This is a genomic window from Paraburkholderia sp. RAU2J (assembly GCF_003634845.1).
Taxonomy (GTDB): Bacteria; Pseudomonadota; Gammaproteobacteria; order Burkholderiales; family Burkholderiaceae; genus Paraburkholderia; species Paraburkholderia fynbosensis.
In genome coordinates this window covers 1,229,378-1,244,413 of the sequence record NZ_RBXG01000002.1, presented here as the reverse complement: position 1 = coordinate 1,244,413, position 15,036 = coordinate 1,229,378, and the positions used below count along the sequence as shown (strand labels likewise).

Below are 15,036 nucleotides of genomic sequence, written 5' to 3'. Positions count from 1 at the left end.
TGCCCAGCTATCCCGGCATTGCAAGATTCACCGGCCGCCAGCGGGCTGCCCCTCAGACCTTGACGACGGAAGCCTGATAAATCTCTTCGACGGCCTTTTCCAGCGTCGCGTCGAATTCACTGTCGCTCATCGGCTTCTTGAGGTCGTTGATCAACGCCCGCGAGAAGCTGGCGATCATGCCGTGATTGGAAGCTAGCCGCGCGCACGCATCGGTTCGCGAGTAGCCCCCCGACAGCGCAACGACCCGCGCCACTCGCGGATGCTCGATCAGCGGACGATAAAAGTCCGCGGTCTCGGGCAAAGTCAGCTTGAGCATGACGCGACTGCTCTGCGGCAACGCGTCGAGCCCCTTGCTCAGCTCCGCGCGCAGCGTGGCCTCGGCGCCCGCTTTGTCGGGACTCTTGATCGACACTTCGGGTTCGAGAATCGGCATCAGGCCGTGCGATTCGATCTGCGCCGCCCGTTCGAATTGCTGCCTCACGATCGCCGCGATACCGGCCGGTGAGTTCTCGTTGATGACCGAACGCATCTTCGTGCCGAAGACGCCGAGCTTCACCGCGCGCTCGAGCAGTGCGTCCAGTCCCGGTATCGGTTTCATCAGCTGGACGCCGTTGGCTTCGGCTTCCAGCCCCTTGTCGACCTTGAGGAACGGCACGACGCCACGCTCCTCCCACAGGAAGGCCGGCACCGGCTTGCCCTGCGCCTGACCATCCATGGTGGCTTCGAACAGGATCGCGCCGATGATCCTCGCGCCGGTAAAAGCAGGCGCGGTGATGATGCGCACGCGCATCTCGTGGATCAGTTTGAACATGCCGGCGGCGTCGCTGTAGGCGGTATCCGGAATGCCGTAGAGCCGCAACGCACCGGGCGTCGATCCGCCGCTCTGATCGAGGGCCGCGAAGAAGCCCTGCTTTTCACATACCTGCGCCATCATTCCGTCTTTAGCCATGAACACCTCTCTCTGTCGATAGCCGGATAACAGCCCGGTGAGTCCGGTCCGGGCCCGTTGAAATCTGCTCCATCAGGGTTCCGCCTGAACTGAAGGGCATAGCCGTATTCAAGCGCATCCGCTGAAGGCGCCGCAAGCCCTATCTACCCGTGTTCGTTCCTGCGTCGGCGCCGTTGCGTAGCCGCTGCCTGCGCCGTCGGGCGCGGACTATGCTCACGAAGATCAGCACGATGGCCAGCAACGTCAATTCGATCAGCGCGGGAATCTGGATAGGGTCATGGAACATGAGGGAAGCCTCCGCCACAAGGTCTGCTCATATTACGCCCGGCGGGCGTTGCTGTACGGCATCCGGTTCATGATTCGGCGTGGTTCGGCTTTGAAGCGGGCGAGCCGGGGCCTGCAAGGGCAGCGACACTTTCGGCAACTGCAAGCCTTTCGGGTGGCGTTATGCGCGGCAGCGCACAGAGTCGTTTGCATCGGCGGCCCTACCCTGCTGGATACCGCAGAAGCGCCTCCCTGGCTCCCCAGGACCCGCCTTTCCGCCTCCCCTTCGCCAGTCCCAGCTCCACCGGCAGTCGGGCCATTATCGGTCCAGCACCACGTCGACATCGGCACGCCGCGCCGCTCCGTGGAAAGTAGCGCTCTCGCCAACAGGTGCCGCCGATGCGTTTCCGATCCATCGCCCATGCATTGATTCTTGCCTGCGGATGCGCGGCCGCCGCCAATGCGCGCGCGGAGGATGCCGCCGGTGTCGTCAAGACCGTCAAGGGCGCGGTGCGCATCGAGCACGCGGGCGCAAGCGCGGGCGCGACGATCGGCACCGACGTGTACAGCAGCGACCGCATCGTGACCGGTCCTGAGTCGTCGGTCGGCATCACGCTGCGCGACACGACGTTGCTGTCCGCGGGCGCCAACACCACGCTCGAACTCAACCGGTTCGCGTTCGACAATACGACCCAGGCCGGCGTGCTCGACGCCAGCGTCAAACGCGGTTCGCTGGCCGTGATCTCCGGCAAGCTCGCCAAGGCGAATCCGGACGCGGTCCGCTTCAGCACGCCGACCACCACGCTGGGAGTGCGCGGCACCGAATTCATCATCGAAGTCGGCGAGAACGGGGGGAATGCGCGTTGACAGCCCTTATCCGATCTCACCGGCCAGCATCGCTATCGGCAACGCTGTTCGCCGCGGCATTCGTCATGCTGAGCTTCCTCAGCGGATGCAGCACGCCGCCGGACCGGATCGTTCTGTTGCCCGATCCCGAAGGCAAAGTCGGCGCGGTCATCGTGCACAGCGCCAACGCGGAGCAGACCATCGACACGGCCTACGCGGGCGTCGACGTGACGAAGAACGGCGCCATGGAAAAGACCATGGACAGTCGCTCCGGCGTGCAAGCCCGCTACGGCGAGCTGCTCGCCGCCCGGCCGCCGCGCCCGATGACCTTCACCCTGTTCTTCCTGTTCGACTCGGCAACCCAGTTGGCCCCGGAGTCGCCCGCCACGGTCGAAAAGCTGAAAGCCGTCCTCGCGAACTGGCCCGCGCCGCAGATCGTGGTGATCGGCCACACGGATCTGGCCGGCTCCCAGGAATTCAACGACAAGCTGTCGCTGCGGCGGGCCAAAAGCGCCGCGGCGTTTCTGGTCAAGGAGGGCATTCCCGCCGGGAAAATCGAAACGGCGGGCCGGGGCAAGCGCGAGCCGCTGGTCCCGACGGCGGATGGCGTACCCAATCGCATGAACCGGCGGGTCGTCATCACCATTCAATGACGCGCACGGGTCGTCGGCGCTGAGTCGCCCTTCCTTCGATGAAACGCTACTACGACCTCTGGCTCGCCCGCATCAAGTCTCTGCTGAAGGCGACGCAGGGGCGTCCGGTCGCGCTCGCGGTGCTGTTCGCGCTGAGCCTGCTCAACCTGGCGAGCGAATGGCCGAGCAACCTCGCGCGTCCGGCCTTCATCACCACGCTCGAGGAGACGCTGCCCGACTCGTTCAAATCCGCGCGGCAACTGCTGTTCGACCAGTACCAGCGTCACTACCCGCGCATGCCGGGCGCGCAGCCGGTGACGATCGTCGAAATCGACGAGGAGACGCTCGCCAGCGTCGGTCAATGGCCGTGGCCGCGCAACCGCCTCGCCGGTCTGATCGACGCGATCGCGGCACACAAGCCGCTCGCGATCGGTCTCGACATCTACATGCCGGAGCCGGATCAAACCTCGCCCGACATGGTGGCCGGCAATCTGCCGGAAACCGCCACGGCGCTTGCGGCCGCATTGCGTGCGCTGCCCAGCCACGACACGATTCTCGCCAGCTCGCTCCATGCCGCGCCGACCATCCTGGGCGCGGCCGCGCTCGATCATGCCGCCTTCGCCACCAGCATCGATCTGCATAGCGCGCCGATTCTCCTGCATGGCGCCGACCCGCTGCCCCGCGTACCGCGTTACGACTACGTGCTCGCCAGCCTGCCGCAATTGCAGGCCGCGGCGCACGGCCAGGCGATGCTGAGCGTCGCGCTCGAACAGGGCGTGGTCCGGCATATTCCGCTCATCATGGGTCTGCGCGACACGCTGGTCCCCGGTCTGCCGATGGAGATGCTGCGCGTCGCCACCGGTTCGGCGGCGCTCGATGTATCGACCAACGGTTCCGGCGTGCAGACGGTCGGGGTCGCCGACGTGCAGGTGCCCACGCAACCCGGCGGCGACATCTGGCTGCATTTCGCATCCATCCGTTCGACGCTGGACCGTTATGTGTCCGCGCGCGAGGTCCTCGACGGCAAGGTCGATGAGGACCGCATCCGCGACAAGCTCGTGCTGGTCGGATTGACCGGCGCCGGCGTGACCGACATGCGCACGACTCCGTTAGGAGAACTGGTGCCGGGCATCGAGATTCAGGCTCAGGTCATCGAGACCATCGTCGAGGGACGCTTCCTGCTGCGTCCCACGTGGCTCAAATGGACTGAGAGCGGGTTCATCATGGGCGTCGGCCTGCTGCTCATCTGGTATGTGCCGCGCAGGCAATCGCGGCTCGTGGGGATGGTACGGGCCGTGCCGAAGGCAGTCACGGTGCTGGGTCTGTGCCTGCATCTGCTGAATCTCCTATGCTGTTTCTATATTTTCATTCGCTTCGGACTGCTCGTCGATGCGGCCGCGATCTTCATCATCCTGTCCGCGGTGATGGGCTGCTTCCTCTCGCCCGCGTTGCTTCATCTCCAGGAACAAACCCGGATGGAAGCCGCCCTCACAGCAGCTCGATCAGACGATCAGGACGGCGCAGGCAAGGCGCCGGGCACTTGATTAGCACTCTTATGAAAGCTCGTTGTCAGCCTGGTGAGAATCGGTAAAATCCGCCATTGCTGGCCCTAAAGCGCGCATTTGCGTTACAGTACATCTGCGGTCGATCAGGCCGCGAGCCCGTTTCGATAATTTTCCAGGTTCTTCCACCGCGTTCTACGCAACGTGCGAGGTGACGGAAATGGCAGATGCGGAAAGTGTTCCGGTGAGCGCGCGTGCAGGTGCTCATGTCTCCCACAAGACAACCGGATGCGAGTTACGAAGAAAAATACAGGCCGCGTGTCACGCGATCGAAACCGGACTCTCGGACGACATCGCGCCATGCCCTATCTAGTCGCCTACTGCGGGCCGGCCGCGCTCCCCGCCGATCTGTGGTTTCGCTGGAACACCGACCCGCTGCTGCTCGCAGCGCTTGCCGTTTTCGCCTACCTCGTTGCGAGCGGCCGCAGCGCCGATGCGCGAGCGGGCTGGGCCGCGCTGGTGCTGATGGCCGTCGTGTTCGTCTCGCCACTGTGCGCGCTGTCGTCGGCCTTGTTCTCGGCGCGCGTGACCCATCACATCATTCTGATTGCGGCCGTCGCGCCCTTGCTCGCACGCGCGTTTGCGCTGCCGCGCCTCGGCTATCCGCCGCTCGTTCCCGTGGTCGCCGCACATGCGGTCATCGTGTGGCTCTGGCATGCGCCCGGTCCGTACACCTGGGGACTCGCCACGGTGCCCGCTTACTGGCTGATGCAAACCACGCTGCTCGGCAGCGCGTGGCTGATGTGGCGCAGCATCCTTGCGCCGACGCTGCAAACGGGCGCCGCCTTGATGGCGCTCGTCGCAACGGTCGGGCAAATGGGTCTGCTCGGCGCGTTGATCGTGTTCGCTCCGGCGCCGCTCTATGTCGTGCATTTCGCCAGCACCGCCGCGTGGGGACTCACCCCGCTTGCCGACCAGCAGCTTGCCGGACTGTTGATGTGGGTGCTGGCGATGATCCCTTATCTCGCAGCGGGACTTTGGCTCGCGTGGTCCAGCCTGCGCGTCAGAGAGCCCGCACTGTGACCACCCTGCTGAAGTTCATCCATCTGGGCGCGATCGCGATATGGTCAGGTGGCCTGATCGTGTTGCCCTACCTGTTCCGGCAACGCCACGCGTTGCCGCCCGGCTCGGATCTCGACCGTCTGCACCGCATCACGCGACTGGTCTACGTGGAGCTGACTTCGCCCGCCGCCTTCGTCGCGATTGCGAGCGGCACGGCGCTGATTTTCCTGCAGGCCACCTTCGTCGAATGGTTTTCTCTCAAGATGGTGCTGGTCGGCATCATGGCGATGCTGCATGTGGTGGCCGGCCTCGTGATGCTGCATCTGTTCCTGCCCGATGGGCATTTCGGCAAGCTGTCCTCGATCGCGCTGACGAGCGCCTATGTGGTCGTGATCGTCGCGATCATCTGGATCGTGCTCGCCAAGCCGCACCTCGACTCAAACCTGTTCGCCCCGCACCTGTTCGAGCCAGGCGGACTCGCCCGCTGGCTGCATCAGTCCTTCGGCGACACCAGAATGCCGACGCCATGATCGAACACGAGCTTGCCCCCATGCCAGCCGGCGAAGCCCGTCATCACCGAGGCGAGAGCCGACAGCGCAAGCCCGTGCGGAAGGATCTGCCCGGGATAGTAGAGACGCACGCCCCAGTTGGCGCCGGCGATGGCGACCAGCGTCATCGCGGCTACCGCGTGGGACCAGCTCGCTTCCCTCAGGCGGATGCCGCGCACGAGCAGAATCTCGCCGGTGCCGACGAGGCTCGCGCCCACGCCGCTCCAGAACGCGAAGCCGGCGGCCCACAGACCCGCCCTCACCCAGAACGGATCGCCCGACCACCAGTAGAGGACGTCGATGCCGAGCGTGGCGACCACGAACGCGATCGGGAAATGCACCATCATCACGTGAATCGGATGCCCGACGAAGGCGACGGCCGAACCCGCATCGAGCCGCAACAGTTCCAGCAACACCTCGCTCTTGCCGTTGGATCCGGCATGGTCTTTCTTTGCCATGGTCACAGTCCCTCGTGTCGAATGCGTGATCGTGCGAACCATCATAGCTGCTTGCGTGGACCGGTCCAAGCGGGATCGATGGCGGCTTTGGGCGCGGCGCTGTCGGGCTGCGCCGGCCCGCTGTCGACGCTCGCGCCGTCGGGCCCCGCGGCGGCGTCGATCGCCGGGCTGTGGTGGACGATGCTGGCGGGATCGGCCGTGCTGTTCGCGCTGGTGCTCGTGCTGTTCGCGCTGGTGATGCGGCGCCCGGGCTGGGGCTCGCAGGTGTCGCCCGCGCGCTGGATCGTGCTGGGCGGCCTCGTGCTGCCCGCCGTGATCCTGATCCCGCTGATCTGCTATGCGCTCCTTGCCGGCGAACGGCTGCTGCCGCTGCCGGGCCATGCGCCCGCGCGCGTCGACGCGATCGGCAAGCAATGGAGCTGGACCTTCCGCTATCCGGACCAGGGCGGTCTCGAAACCCATGACGTACTGCACCTGCCCGCGGGCACGCCGGTCGACATCGTCGTCACGAGCAAGGACGTCATACATTCGTTCTGGATACCGCGCTTCGCCGGCAAGATCGACGCGATACCCGGGCACGCCACGCGTCTGCGTGTGCAGGCCGATCAGCCCGGTCAGTACGAAGGGCAATGCAACCAGTTCTGCGGGCTGGGACACGCAGGAATGCACTTCACGGTGATCGTCGATCGTCCGGAAGACTTTGCCGCCGCCGTCAAGCAGGCGGCCGCCAACGGGGAGATAAAGAAATGAGTGTGCCCGTCGAGCCGCCGTCACAGGGCATGAACGCGTTGCGGCTGCATCGCCAGCTCGCCGCGATCTGGGCCACCGGACCCGGCGTGCAGCGCCTCGCCGCCGTGAACCATACGGTCCTCGGCATGCGCATGATGATCACGTCGTTCGTGTTCTTCGCGATCGCGGGCGTGCTCGGCATGCTCACGCGCGTGCAGCTCGCGACGCCGCACGCGGCCTTCATGGACGCCGAGACCTATAACCAGGTCTTCACGATGCACGGCTCGATGATGCTGTTCCTGTTCGCGATTCCGATGGTGGAGAGCTTCGCGGTCTACCTCACGCCGAAAATTCTCGGCGCGCGCGACTTCGCGTTCCCGCGCCTGACCGCGTACGGCTACTGGTGCTATCTGTTCGGCGGCACGATCCTCACGGTCTCGCTGATCATGCGCGCCGCGCCCGACGGCGGCTGGTTCATGTACACGCCGCTCAGCTCGAACGTCTACACGCCGGGCATCAACGCCGACGTGTGGCTGCTCGGCATTACCTTCGTGGAAATCTCCGCGCTCTCGCTCGCGATGGAAATCGTGGTGTCGATCCTGAAGATGCGCGCGCCCGGCATGTCGCTCGACCGCATGCCGATTTTCGCGTGGTACATCCTCGTCACCGCGATGATGATGATCGTCGCCTTTCCGCCTCTGATCCTCGGCTCGATCCTGCTCGAAGTGGAGCGCGCCTTCGGCCTGCCCTTCTTCGATCCACGGCGCGGCGGCGATCCGCTGCTGTGGCAGCACCTGTTCTGGCTGTTCGGCCACCCGGACGTGTACATCATCTTCCTGCCAATGGCGGGCGTGCTGTCGACCATCATCCCCGTGTTCGCGCGGCGGCCGCTGGTCGGCTACCGGGCCATCGTCGTCGCCATCATCGCGCTCGCGTTCCTGAGCTTCGGCATCTGGGTCCATCACATGTTCACGGTGGGCATTCCGCATCTGGCGCTCGCGTTCTTCTCGGCCGGCTCGGCGATCGTCGCGGTGCCGACCGCGATCCAGTTCTTCGCGTGGCTCGCGACGCTCTCGCACGGACGCCCGCGCTGGGACGTACCGATGCTGTACGTGTTCGGCTTCTTCTTCGTGTTCACGGCGGGCGGGCTGACCGGCGTGATGCTCGCGATGGTGCCGTTCGACTGGCAGGCGCACGACACTTACTTCGTCGTCGCCCACATGCACTACGTGGTGGCCGGCGCGCTCGCGTTTCCAATGCTCGCGGCGTTCTACTACTGGCTGCCGTTGCTGACCGGCCGCACCGCCGTGCACAAGCTGTCGCTGCCGGCGTTCTGGCTGGTGTTCATCGGCTTTAACATGACGTTCTTCATGATGCACCTGACCGGCCTGCTCGGCATGCCGCGGCGCATCTTCACCTATCGCGGCGACGAGGGGTGGAACTGGCTCAATCTGCTGTCGTCGGTGGGCAGCTTCGTGATGACGATCGGCTTCGCGCTAGTGGTGATCGACATCATCGTGCAGGTTCGCTACGGGCGGCGCGTGCGGCGCAATCCGTGGGATTCGACCACGCTGGAATGGGCGATGCCGATTCCGCCCGCACCGTACGCGTTCGCGTCGATCCCGCGCGTGGGCACGGAAACGGAGGACGTCGCGCCGGGCAAACTGGCGGCGCTGCTCGCGCGCGGCGACGGCTATCTCGGCTTCACGCGCAACGGCTGGCAGGAAACGCTCGGCGTGCATATGACTTCCGGCGAGCCTGAACAACTGATCGTACTGCCGCGCGCGACCTATCTGCCGCTCGTCACGGCCATCGTGACCTGCGTGGCGGTGCTGTCGATGCTGTTCGGGTTCTATCTGCTGTCGCTAAGCTTTGCGTTCGTGACCTTCGGTCTCTTCATCTACGCGGGCCAAAGTGCGGGTCACGCGCGCGATTACGGACCGCTTCCGGTGGGCCGCGGCGTCAGCGTGCCGCCGCATACCGAAGTGGCCGGCGCGCCGTCGTGGCTCGCGCTGATCTGCACGTTGGTCGCGAACGGCACGCTGTTCACGTCGCTCGTGTTCGGCACGTTCTATCTGTGGATCGCCGCGCCGAACTGGCCGGCCGCGGCGACCCCCGAGCCGAGCCGCCTGTTCGCGCTCGTGAGCGTCGTCGCGCTGGCCGTCGCGGCGGTGGCGGCGCGCGGGTCGCTGCGCGCGGCCGCGGCGGACCGTCACGCGCATCGCTGGATCAGCGTTGCCGCGCTGGCACTGGTCATCGCGATCGCCGCCGATGTCGCGCTGATCGCCGGCGTCATGCCGCATCCGCGTGAGCACGCGCTCGGCGCAACGGCGGCAGCGTTGCTGACGTATGTCGGCATTCACGCGGGCATCGGGCTTCTGTTTCTGATCAGCAATGTACTGCGCATCGGCGCCGGCTTCGTCTCGCCGCGACGGCTCACGGACCTGCGGCTCACGCGCTTGTGGCTCGACTACACGCTGACGACGGGCATCATTGCGCTGGTCCTCGTGCTCGCGCTGCCCTCGCTGGTCGCGATGCTGGGAGCACGGCCATGAACGGACGGCCGCTTGCGCCACGGCGTTTGTGGTGGCTCGCCGTGGGCTTCACCATCTGGTGCGTTGCGCTTGTGATCCTGTATGCGCTGCACGCGATCGGCTGCGCGTTCGGCTGGCCGAGCGGGCCGCTGCGTGTGAGCCTTGCCATCGTGTTGCTGCTGCATCTGGTCGCGATCGGCTGGCTGTGGCGCTATCGCGCGGCGGCCATGCGCGATCCGGGTCCCGAGCGCATCAGTACGTTCATGCATAGCGTCGTCATCTGGACTTTGATCGCGGCGCTGGTTGCCACGGTTATCACGTTTGGGCCCGCGCTCTTGCTGACTACTTGCATTTGAACGCGACGACCGGCGACGCTTGAAACAGCAGATGACGCAACAGCTCACGCGCTGGCCAGCGCTCTGGTTGGCGCTTCGGTCCGCCCGCCCCGCTTCACAGCCGCCATGCCGGCATGTCTGAATGCTCGAATAGAGAGGGATTTCATGCAGTATCGCGATCTCATGCGCAAGGCCATCTGGTCCGTCATCTATCTGCTGTTCATTCTTGCTCCGCTGTTCGCGCTGCTCGCGGGCAACCTGCCGCCAGCCCGCAATTTCGCCACCGAGTTTTCCGTCGCGCTCGGCTATTCCGGCCTCGCGATGATGGGGCTGCAATTCGGTCTCACCGCGCGCTTTCGCCATGTGACTGAGCCGTGGGGCGAGGACGTCATCTATCACTTTCACCGGCGTATTTCGCTGATGGCGGTCGGCCTCGTCGTCGCGCATCCGTTGATTCTGATCGCGATCCGCTCGCCGCAGCTCGCGCTGCCCGACTCGGTCTGGGACATTCCTTGGGGCGCGCGCTTCGCGGTGCTGTCGATCGGCTCGCTGATCCTTCTCGTGGTCATGGCGCTGTGGCGCAAACAGTTGAAGCTGCGCTACGAGCTCTGGCATCTGTCGCATATCGTGCTCGCGCTGATCGCGATTGCCGCCGGCATGCTGCATATGGTGGGCTGGGGCTTTTATCTGGTCGACCCGCTCAAGCGTACGTTGTGGGTCGGCATGACGATCTTCTGGATCGGCCTCCTGCTTTATGTGCGTCTGTTCAAGCCGCTGTTCATGCTGCGGCGTCCCTATCGCGTCACCGAGGTGCGCGCGGAACACGGCGACACCACGACGCTCGTGATGCAGCCGGAGGGGCACGCGGGCTTTCGCTTCAAGCCGGGCCAGTTCGGCTGGCTGACGTTGTGGGCGAGCCCGTTTCGCATTACCGGGCATCCGTTTTCGTTTTCATCGAGCGCGGAAGCCGCAGGCGGCCGCGTCGAAATGACGATCCGCAACCTCGGCGATTTCACGAGCGCCGTGAGAACGGTGACGGCCGGACAGCGCGTCTATCTCGACGGGCCGTATGGCGCTTTCACGATCGGCCATCCGACCGACATGCACGTGTTGATCGCAGGCGGCATCGGCATCACGCCGATGATGAGCATGATCCGCACGCTCGCCGATCGCGGCGACCGGCGCCCGCTGGTCCTTTTGTACGGCAGCAAGCACTGGGAGTCCATGACCTTCCGCGAGGAACTCGAGGCGCTGAAAACGCGGCTCGATCTGAAGGTCGTGTATGTACTGTCAGACCCGCCCGAAGGCTGGAGCGGCGAAAGCGGACGCATCAACGCCGAAGTGTTCAGGCGTCATCTGCCGCCCGAGTACGCCGAACACGAGTACTTCATCTGCGGGCCCGACGTGATGATGGATGCGATCGAAACCGCGCTGGGCGAGATGAAAGTGCCGCTCGCCCGCTACCATTCCGAGCGGTATAGCTTCGTCTGATTGTGGAGAGGTACGATGCGCCGACTGTTAGCTGATCGACTGGCCGTTGCCACGGGGGTGATCGTGGTGGTGCTGTCGCTGGTGTTTGCGCTGTTGCGGGTGGGTGCGGGGCATTAGTGGGTGAGGTGCGTGCGCGATGGCATCGCTTTTTGATTTATATCGGTTGGCAAGTGGCAAGAGTACGAGAGCCCGCTCTATTTCGCCAATACCGATTGTGTCTGCGTCCATACCATCAGAGCATGGGGGTGCCGGCTATCCGCGAGTGACAGCGTCCGACCTGTCCATGTGTGTTGTATCGCACCCCGTTCCGATACGAATGCGCGATGCGCTGTGTTTTTACACCCGACCAGCGAGCTCAACGCGCGCCGGCGGCGCGCATTTCCCGGTATTCCCGCCGCACGATGTCCATGAGTTCCGACACGGAAGTCAGCGCACTCTTTTGCTCATAGGTCACCCGACCTCGCTGCATCAGCATGATGCGATCGGCGATATCGAGCGTCTGCGCATAGTTGTGCATGATCATGATGATGGACAGGCCGCCCTTTTCCTTCAGGCGCATCAGCAGGTCGATGATAAGCCCCGCCTCGCGTGCGCCCATCGCGGCAAGCGGCTCGTCGAGCAATAAGATCTTCGCATTGGAATGCACGGCGCGCGCCACGGCGATGGCTTGACGCTGCCCGCCCGACAGGCGCTCCACAGGCAAATCCACCGAGGACACGTGCACCCCGATATCGTCGAGACATTGCGCTGCACGCTCGCGCATCTGCTTGTGGTCGAGCAGCCTGAACGGCCCGCGCCGCACGATCTCGCGGTTCAGGAACATGTTGTGGTAAATGCTCAGGGAATTGGCGAGCGCGAGATCCTGATACACACATTCGATGCCGAGCGAACGCGCATGATCGACCGAGCGCAGCAGCGTCTCGTGGCCGTCGATATAAAGCGTACCGCCTGTTGGCTGATGAAAGCCCGTGAGGATCTTGACGAGTGTGGACTTGCCCGCGCCATTGTCGCCGAGTATGCCGAGAATCTCGCCCTTGCCGAGCGTGAGCGAGACGCCGTCGAGCGCGGTCACCGCGCCGAAACGTTTGACGAGGCTCTCGCCGCGCAGCGCGAGCGGCGCAGCGGGCGCGGCCATCGCGCCGGAGGAGGTTTGCGATGGGTCCATTAGCGCCCTGCCTTGCGACGAATGCGCCCGACGTGGATATTGAAGATCATCGCCGCCAGGATCGCCGCGCCGAGAATGATGTTGAACGTGAACGCGTTGATGCCGATGAGCGTGAAGCCGTCGTTGAGAATGCCGAGCACCGCCGCGCCGATAAGGCCGCCCACGATGGTGCCCGACCCGCCCGTGAGCGGCGTGCCGCCGATCACGGCGGCGGCCACGGCAAGGAACATGATCTGGTTGCCGCCCGCCTGCGGATCGATCGAGGTAATGCGAAAGGCTTCGAGCATGCCGGTGAAGCCCGCCAGCACCGCCGCGAGGATAAAGTTGCCGAGGCGCAGCCGGTTCACCTGAATGCCAGCCTCGCTCGCGCCGATTGGATTCGCGCCCGCGGCCTGCGTATGCAAGCCCCATCGGGTATGGCGCAAAAGCACGTGCATCGCGAAAGCGATCGCCACGGTCCAGATGATCTCGCTGTAGCCCCATCCACCCATGAACGCCGAGAACGTAGGCGATCCCGGTGCGGGCGCGGGCGTGCCACGCGAAACGGTGAGCGTGATGCCGTTGATGAGAAACAGCGTGCCGAGCGTGGTCACGAACGAGGGCAACCGCAGCCACACCGTCACGGCGCCGTTCACGAAACCGACGATCGCCGCGGCCACGAGCCCCGCGATTACGGCGAGCCACATGGGCGCGCCTGCGTCGTTGGCAAACACCATCATGAACGGCGCGAATGCGAACACCATCCCCGCCGATAGATCGATGTCGCCGCCGATCATCAACATGATTTCGCCAAACGCGATGATCGCCACCGGCGCGATGAATTGCGACAGGTTGACGAGGCTCGCGTTGGTGAGCAGAAAATCGTGATTGGCGAATTCAAAGTAGGCGGCCAGCAGCACGGCCACGAGCAGAATGCGCAGCTCGGCCGACCAGTGCGACGCGAATGAAACCGCCGCGCGCCGGGGCGCACGGGCCGCTTCGATCTTGCTGGTTTCGTTCACTGTATCCATCACGACCTGATTGCGCCGCTCATCGGAACGATTTGCGGCTTGTTGGTCTTGCCTTCGTAGCGCGTCGAGGTATTCAGGTAGGGCTCGACGGTCTCCTTCGTCACGAATTTCAAGCCCGTGTTGATGTCGGCCGGCCCGACCAGCCCGCCCGAGGAGAGGAACACGAACGCTTCCATCACCGTGTAGAAACCCTGCACGTAGGGCTGCTGATCGATGGTGAAGTCGAGGAAGCCTTCATGGATGAGCTGGATCGTGCTCGGCAGCAGGTCGAAGCCGCCACCGTGCACGCCTTTCGAGGGGAGGTTCGATTCCTTCATCACCTGCGCGACACCCTGCGTGCTGCCCGCATCGACGGCGAACATGCCCTTCAGGTCCTGGTGGCCCAGATAGAACGACTTGATTTTCGAAAGCTCCTCGTTGACGGTCGCGCCCGTCGCCACGGTCTGGATGTCGATCTTCTTGCCGGACTTCTTGATGGCGTCGCTCGCACCATCCAGGCGCGGCTGGATATTGAGCTGCCCCGGCGTCGCGATGAAAAGCGCGACCATGCCGCTGTCGATGAGGCTCACGATGCGCTCGCCCATCTGGTAACCGGAGAGATACAGGTCCTGGCCGATATAGGCGAGGCGCGGGTTCTTTTTGCCGCGCGGCGCGTCGGCGTTATAAGCGAACACCGGAATGCCGGCGTCGAGCGCGGCCTGGATCGGCTTGTCGAAGGCGCCCGGATCGACGATCGGCACGGCGATGGCGTCGGCCTTCGCGGCAATGGCCGAGTTCACGGCGCGGACCATCTCGCCCGCGTCCGACGTGGCCGAGCCGGTCCACTGATAACCCATGCTGAGCAGCGAGCACGCGTCCTGAATGCCGTACTGCGTGGGAACGAAGAACGGGTTCGTGGTGACGTGATTGACGAACACGATCTTCCACTTCTTGTGGGCGGGAAATGCCGCCTCCGCCGCCTGCGCAGTGCCGACCAGCCCGCCCGCGCCGCCTAGCGCGCCCATCAGCGAAAGCGCCGCGCCTAATCCCGTGCCCTGCATGAGCCCGCGCCGCGCCGCGCTGAAACCGTTACGGTGCTGTTCCTCGTCGTCATCCCGTTGCTGTGCCATGTCGTTCTCCGGTTCTCTTCTTCGTTCGTTGATGCGCTCGACGTTGAGTCGATCGCGTGCAGATGCTTGACGGCACCGGGAGTGCGCTGGGTAGCGCGGGGCTGAGGCGTGGAAATGTGCAACCCCGATTCGAAAGCGCTCGATACGCGCCGTACGGTACCGAAAAAATGGTAGTGCAGCGCGGTTGTACCTCCTAATCCATGTATACCCCTAACTAGTCCGACTATTGGGACGCCCGGCTGACGGACCACCAGGCCAGGATACTCGACAAAGCCGATAGGGGCGTCGTAAGGTCGACGAATCAGCCGGGCAAAGATTGCTTCGCCGAGGTTGCGCTGTCGGCTGCGGGTAAGGATTTCGAAATTATTATTACCGCGCCTGGCGCCCGGCAAAATGACATTC

At 64.6% G+C, this 15,036-nt stretch carries 15 protein-coding genes; 9 read left to right on the top strand and 6 right to left on the bottom strand.

Annotated features, from left to right (window positions below):
• Positions 1–52: 52 nt before the first annotated feature.
• Together B0G69_RS23085 and B0G69_RS41460 are read right to left on the bottom strand one after the other, a co-directional pair.
• Positions 53–949, bottom strand: a complete 897-nt coding sequence (locus B0G69_RS23085) for a fructose bisphosphate aldolase (protein ID WP_121321340.1) — start codon at positions 947–949, stop codon at positions 53–55.
• Between the two features lie 139 nt (positions 950–1,088).
• The gene (locus tag B0G69_RS41460; RefSeq protein ID WP_199731322.1) at positions 1,089–1,235 is read right to left on the bottom strand and encodes a hypothetical protein; all 147 of its coding nucleotides are present in this window, start codon (positions 1,233–1,235) and stop codon (positions 1,089–1,091) included.
• 377 nt (positions 1,236–1,612) lie between these two features.
• Between B0G69_RS41460 and B0G69_RS23080 the strand changes: the two genes are divergently transcribed.
• The 5 genes from B0G69_RS23080 to B0G69_RS23060 all read left to right on the top strand — a co-directional run bounded on the left by B0G69_RS23080 (position 1,613) and on the right by B0G69_RS23060 (position 5,785).
• Positions 1,613–2,080 (top strand): FecR domain-containing protein, encoded by a 468-nt coding sequence (locus B0G69_RS23080; RefSeq protein WP_121321338.1) that lies wholly within the window; start codon positions 1,613–1,615, stop codon positions 2,078–2,080.
• A 65-nt stretch (positions 2,081–2,145) separates the two neighbouring features.
• A complete protein-coding gene (locus B0G69_RS23075; RefSeq protein WP_121321336.1) occupies positions 2,146–2,712 on the top strand; it encodes an OmpA family protein in 567 nt (188 codons plus the stop codon).
• 38 nt (positions 2,713–2,750) lie between these two features.
• Positions 2,751–4,235, top strand: a complete 1,485-nt coding sequence (locus B0G69_RS23070) for a CHASE2 domain-containing protein (RefSeq protein WP_121321334.1) — start codon at positions 2,751–2,753, stop codon at positions 4,233–4,235.
• 318 nt (positions 4,236–4,553) lie between these two features.
• Positions 4,554–5,276, top strand: coding sequence for a cytochrome c oxidase assembly protein (locus B0G69_RS23065; RefSeq protein ID WP_199731321.1), 723 nt, complete (start codon positions 4,554–4,556; stop codon positions 5,274–5,276).
• Entirely contained in the window at positions 5,273–5,785 is a 513-nt protein-coding gene (locus B0G69_RS23060) for a CopD family protein (RefSeq protein ID WP_121321332.1), read from the top strand. The genes B0G69_RS23065 and B0G69_RS23060 overlap by 4 nt, the downstream gene beginning before the upstream one ends.
• Here B0G69_RS23060 and B0G69_RS23055 read toward each other — a convergent pair.
• Positions 5,749–6,261, bottom strand: a complete 513-nt coding sequence (locus B0G69_RS23055; protein ID WP_121321330.1) for a DUF2231 domain-containing protein — start codon at positions 6,259–6,261, stop codon at positions 5,749–5,751. The two genes, B0G69_RS23060 and B0G69_RS23055, sit on opposite strands and share 37 nt — an antisense overlap.
• Before the next feature lie 78 nt (positions 6,262–6,339).
• Here B0G69_RS23055 and coxB point away from each other — a divergent pair, with 78 nt between their 5' ends.
• The 4 genes from coxB to B0G69_RS23035 all read left to right on the top strand — a co-directional run bounded on the left by coxB (position 6,340) and on the right by B0G69_RS23035 (position 11,350).
• Positions 6,340–7,011: a cytochrome c oxidase subunit II gene (gene coxB / locus B0G69_RS23050; protein ID WP_241991442.1), complete on the top strand. Its 672-nt coding sequence runs from the start codon at positions 6,340–6,342 to the stop codon at positions 7,009–7,011.
• The gene (gene ctaD / locus B0G69_RS23045; RefSeq protein ID WP_121321326.1) at positions 7,008–9,545 is read left to right on the top strand and encodes a cytochrome c oxidase subunit I; all 2,538 of its coding nucleotides are present in this window, start codon (positions 7,008–7,010) and stop codon (positions 9,543–9,545) included. Before coxB ends, ctaD begins: the two co-directional genes overlap by 4 nt.
• Entirely contained in the window at positions 9,542–9,880 is a 339-nt protein-coding gene (locus tag B0G69_RS23040; protein WP_121321324.1) for a hypothetical protein, read from the top strand. The genes ctaD and B0G69_RS23040 overlap by 4 nt, the downstream gene beginning before the upstream one ends.
• 144 nt (positions 9,881–10,024) lie before the next feature.
• Positions 10,025–11,350: a ferric reductase-like transmembrane domain-containing protein gene (locus B0G69_RS23035; protein WP_121321322.1), complete on the top strand. Its 1,326-nt coding sequence runs from the start codon at positions 10,025–10,027 to the stop codon at positions 11,348–11,350.
• 355 nt (positions 11,351–11,705) lie between these two features.
• Here B0G69_RS23035 and B0G69_RS23030 read toward each other — a convergent pair whose 3' ends face one another.
• Genes B0G69_RS23030 through B0G69_RS23020 form a run of 3 tightly spaced genes read right to left on the bottom strand, consistent with a single transcriptional unit; the run spans position 11,706 to position 14,634 of the window.
• On the bottom strand, positions 11,706–12,515 hold the full coding sequence (locus tag B0G69_RS23030) for an ATP-binding cassette domain-containing protein (RefSeq protein WP_121321320.1): 810 nt from the start codon (positions 12,513–12,515) through the stop codon (positions 11,706–11,708).
• A complete protein-coding gene (locus B0G69_RS23025; protein ID WP_121321318.1) occupies positions 12,515–13,525 on the bottom strand; it encodes an ABC transporter permease in 1,011 nt (336 codons plus the stop codon). The genes B0G69_RS23030 and B0G69_RS23025 overlap by 1 nt, the downstream gene beginning before the upstream one ends.
• Positions 13,525–14,634 (bottom strand): sugar ABC transporter substrate-binding protein, encoded by a 1,110-nt coding sequence (locus B0G69_RS23020; protein WP_121321316.1) that lies wholly within the window; start codon positions 14,632–14,634, stop codon positions 13,525–13,527. Before B0G69_RS23020 ends, B0G69_RS23025 begins: the two co-directional genes overlap by 1 nt.
• Between the last annotated feature and the right edge of the window lie 402 nt (positions 14,635–15,036).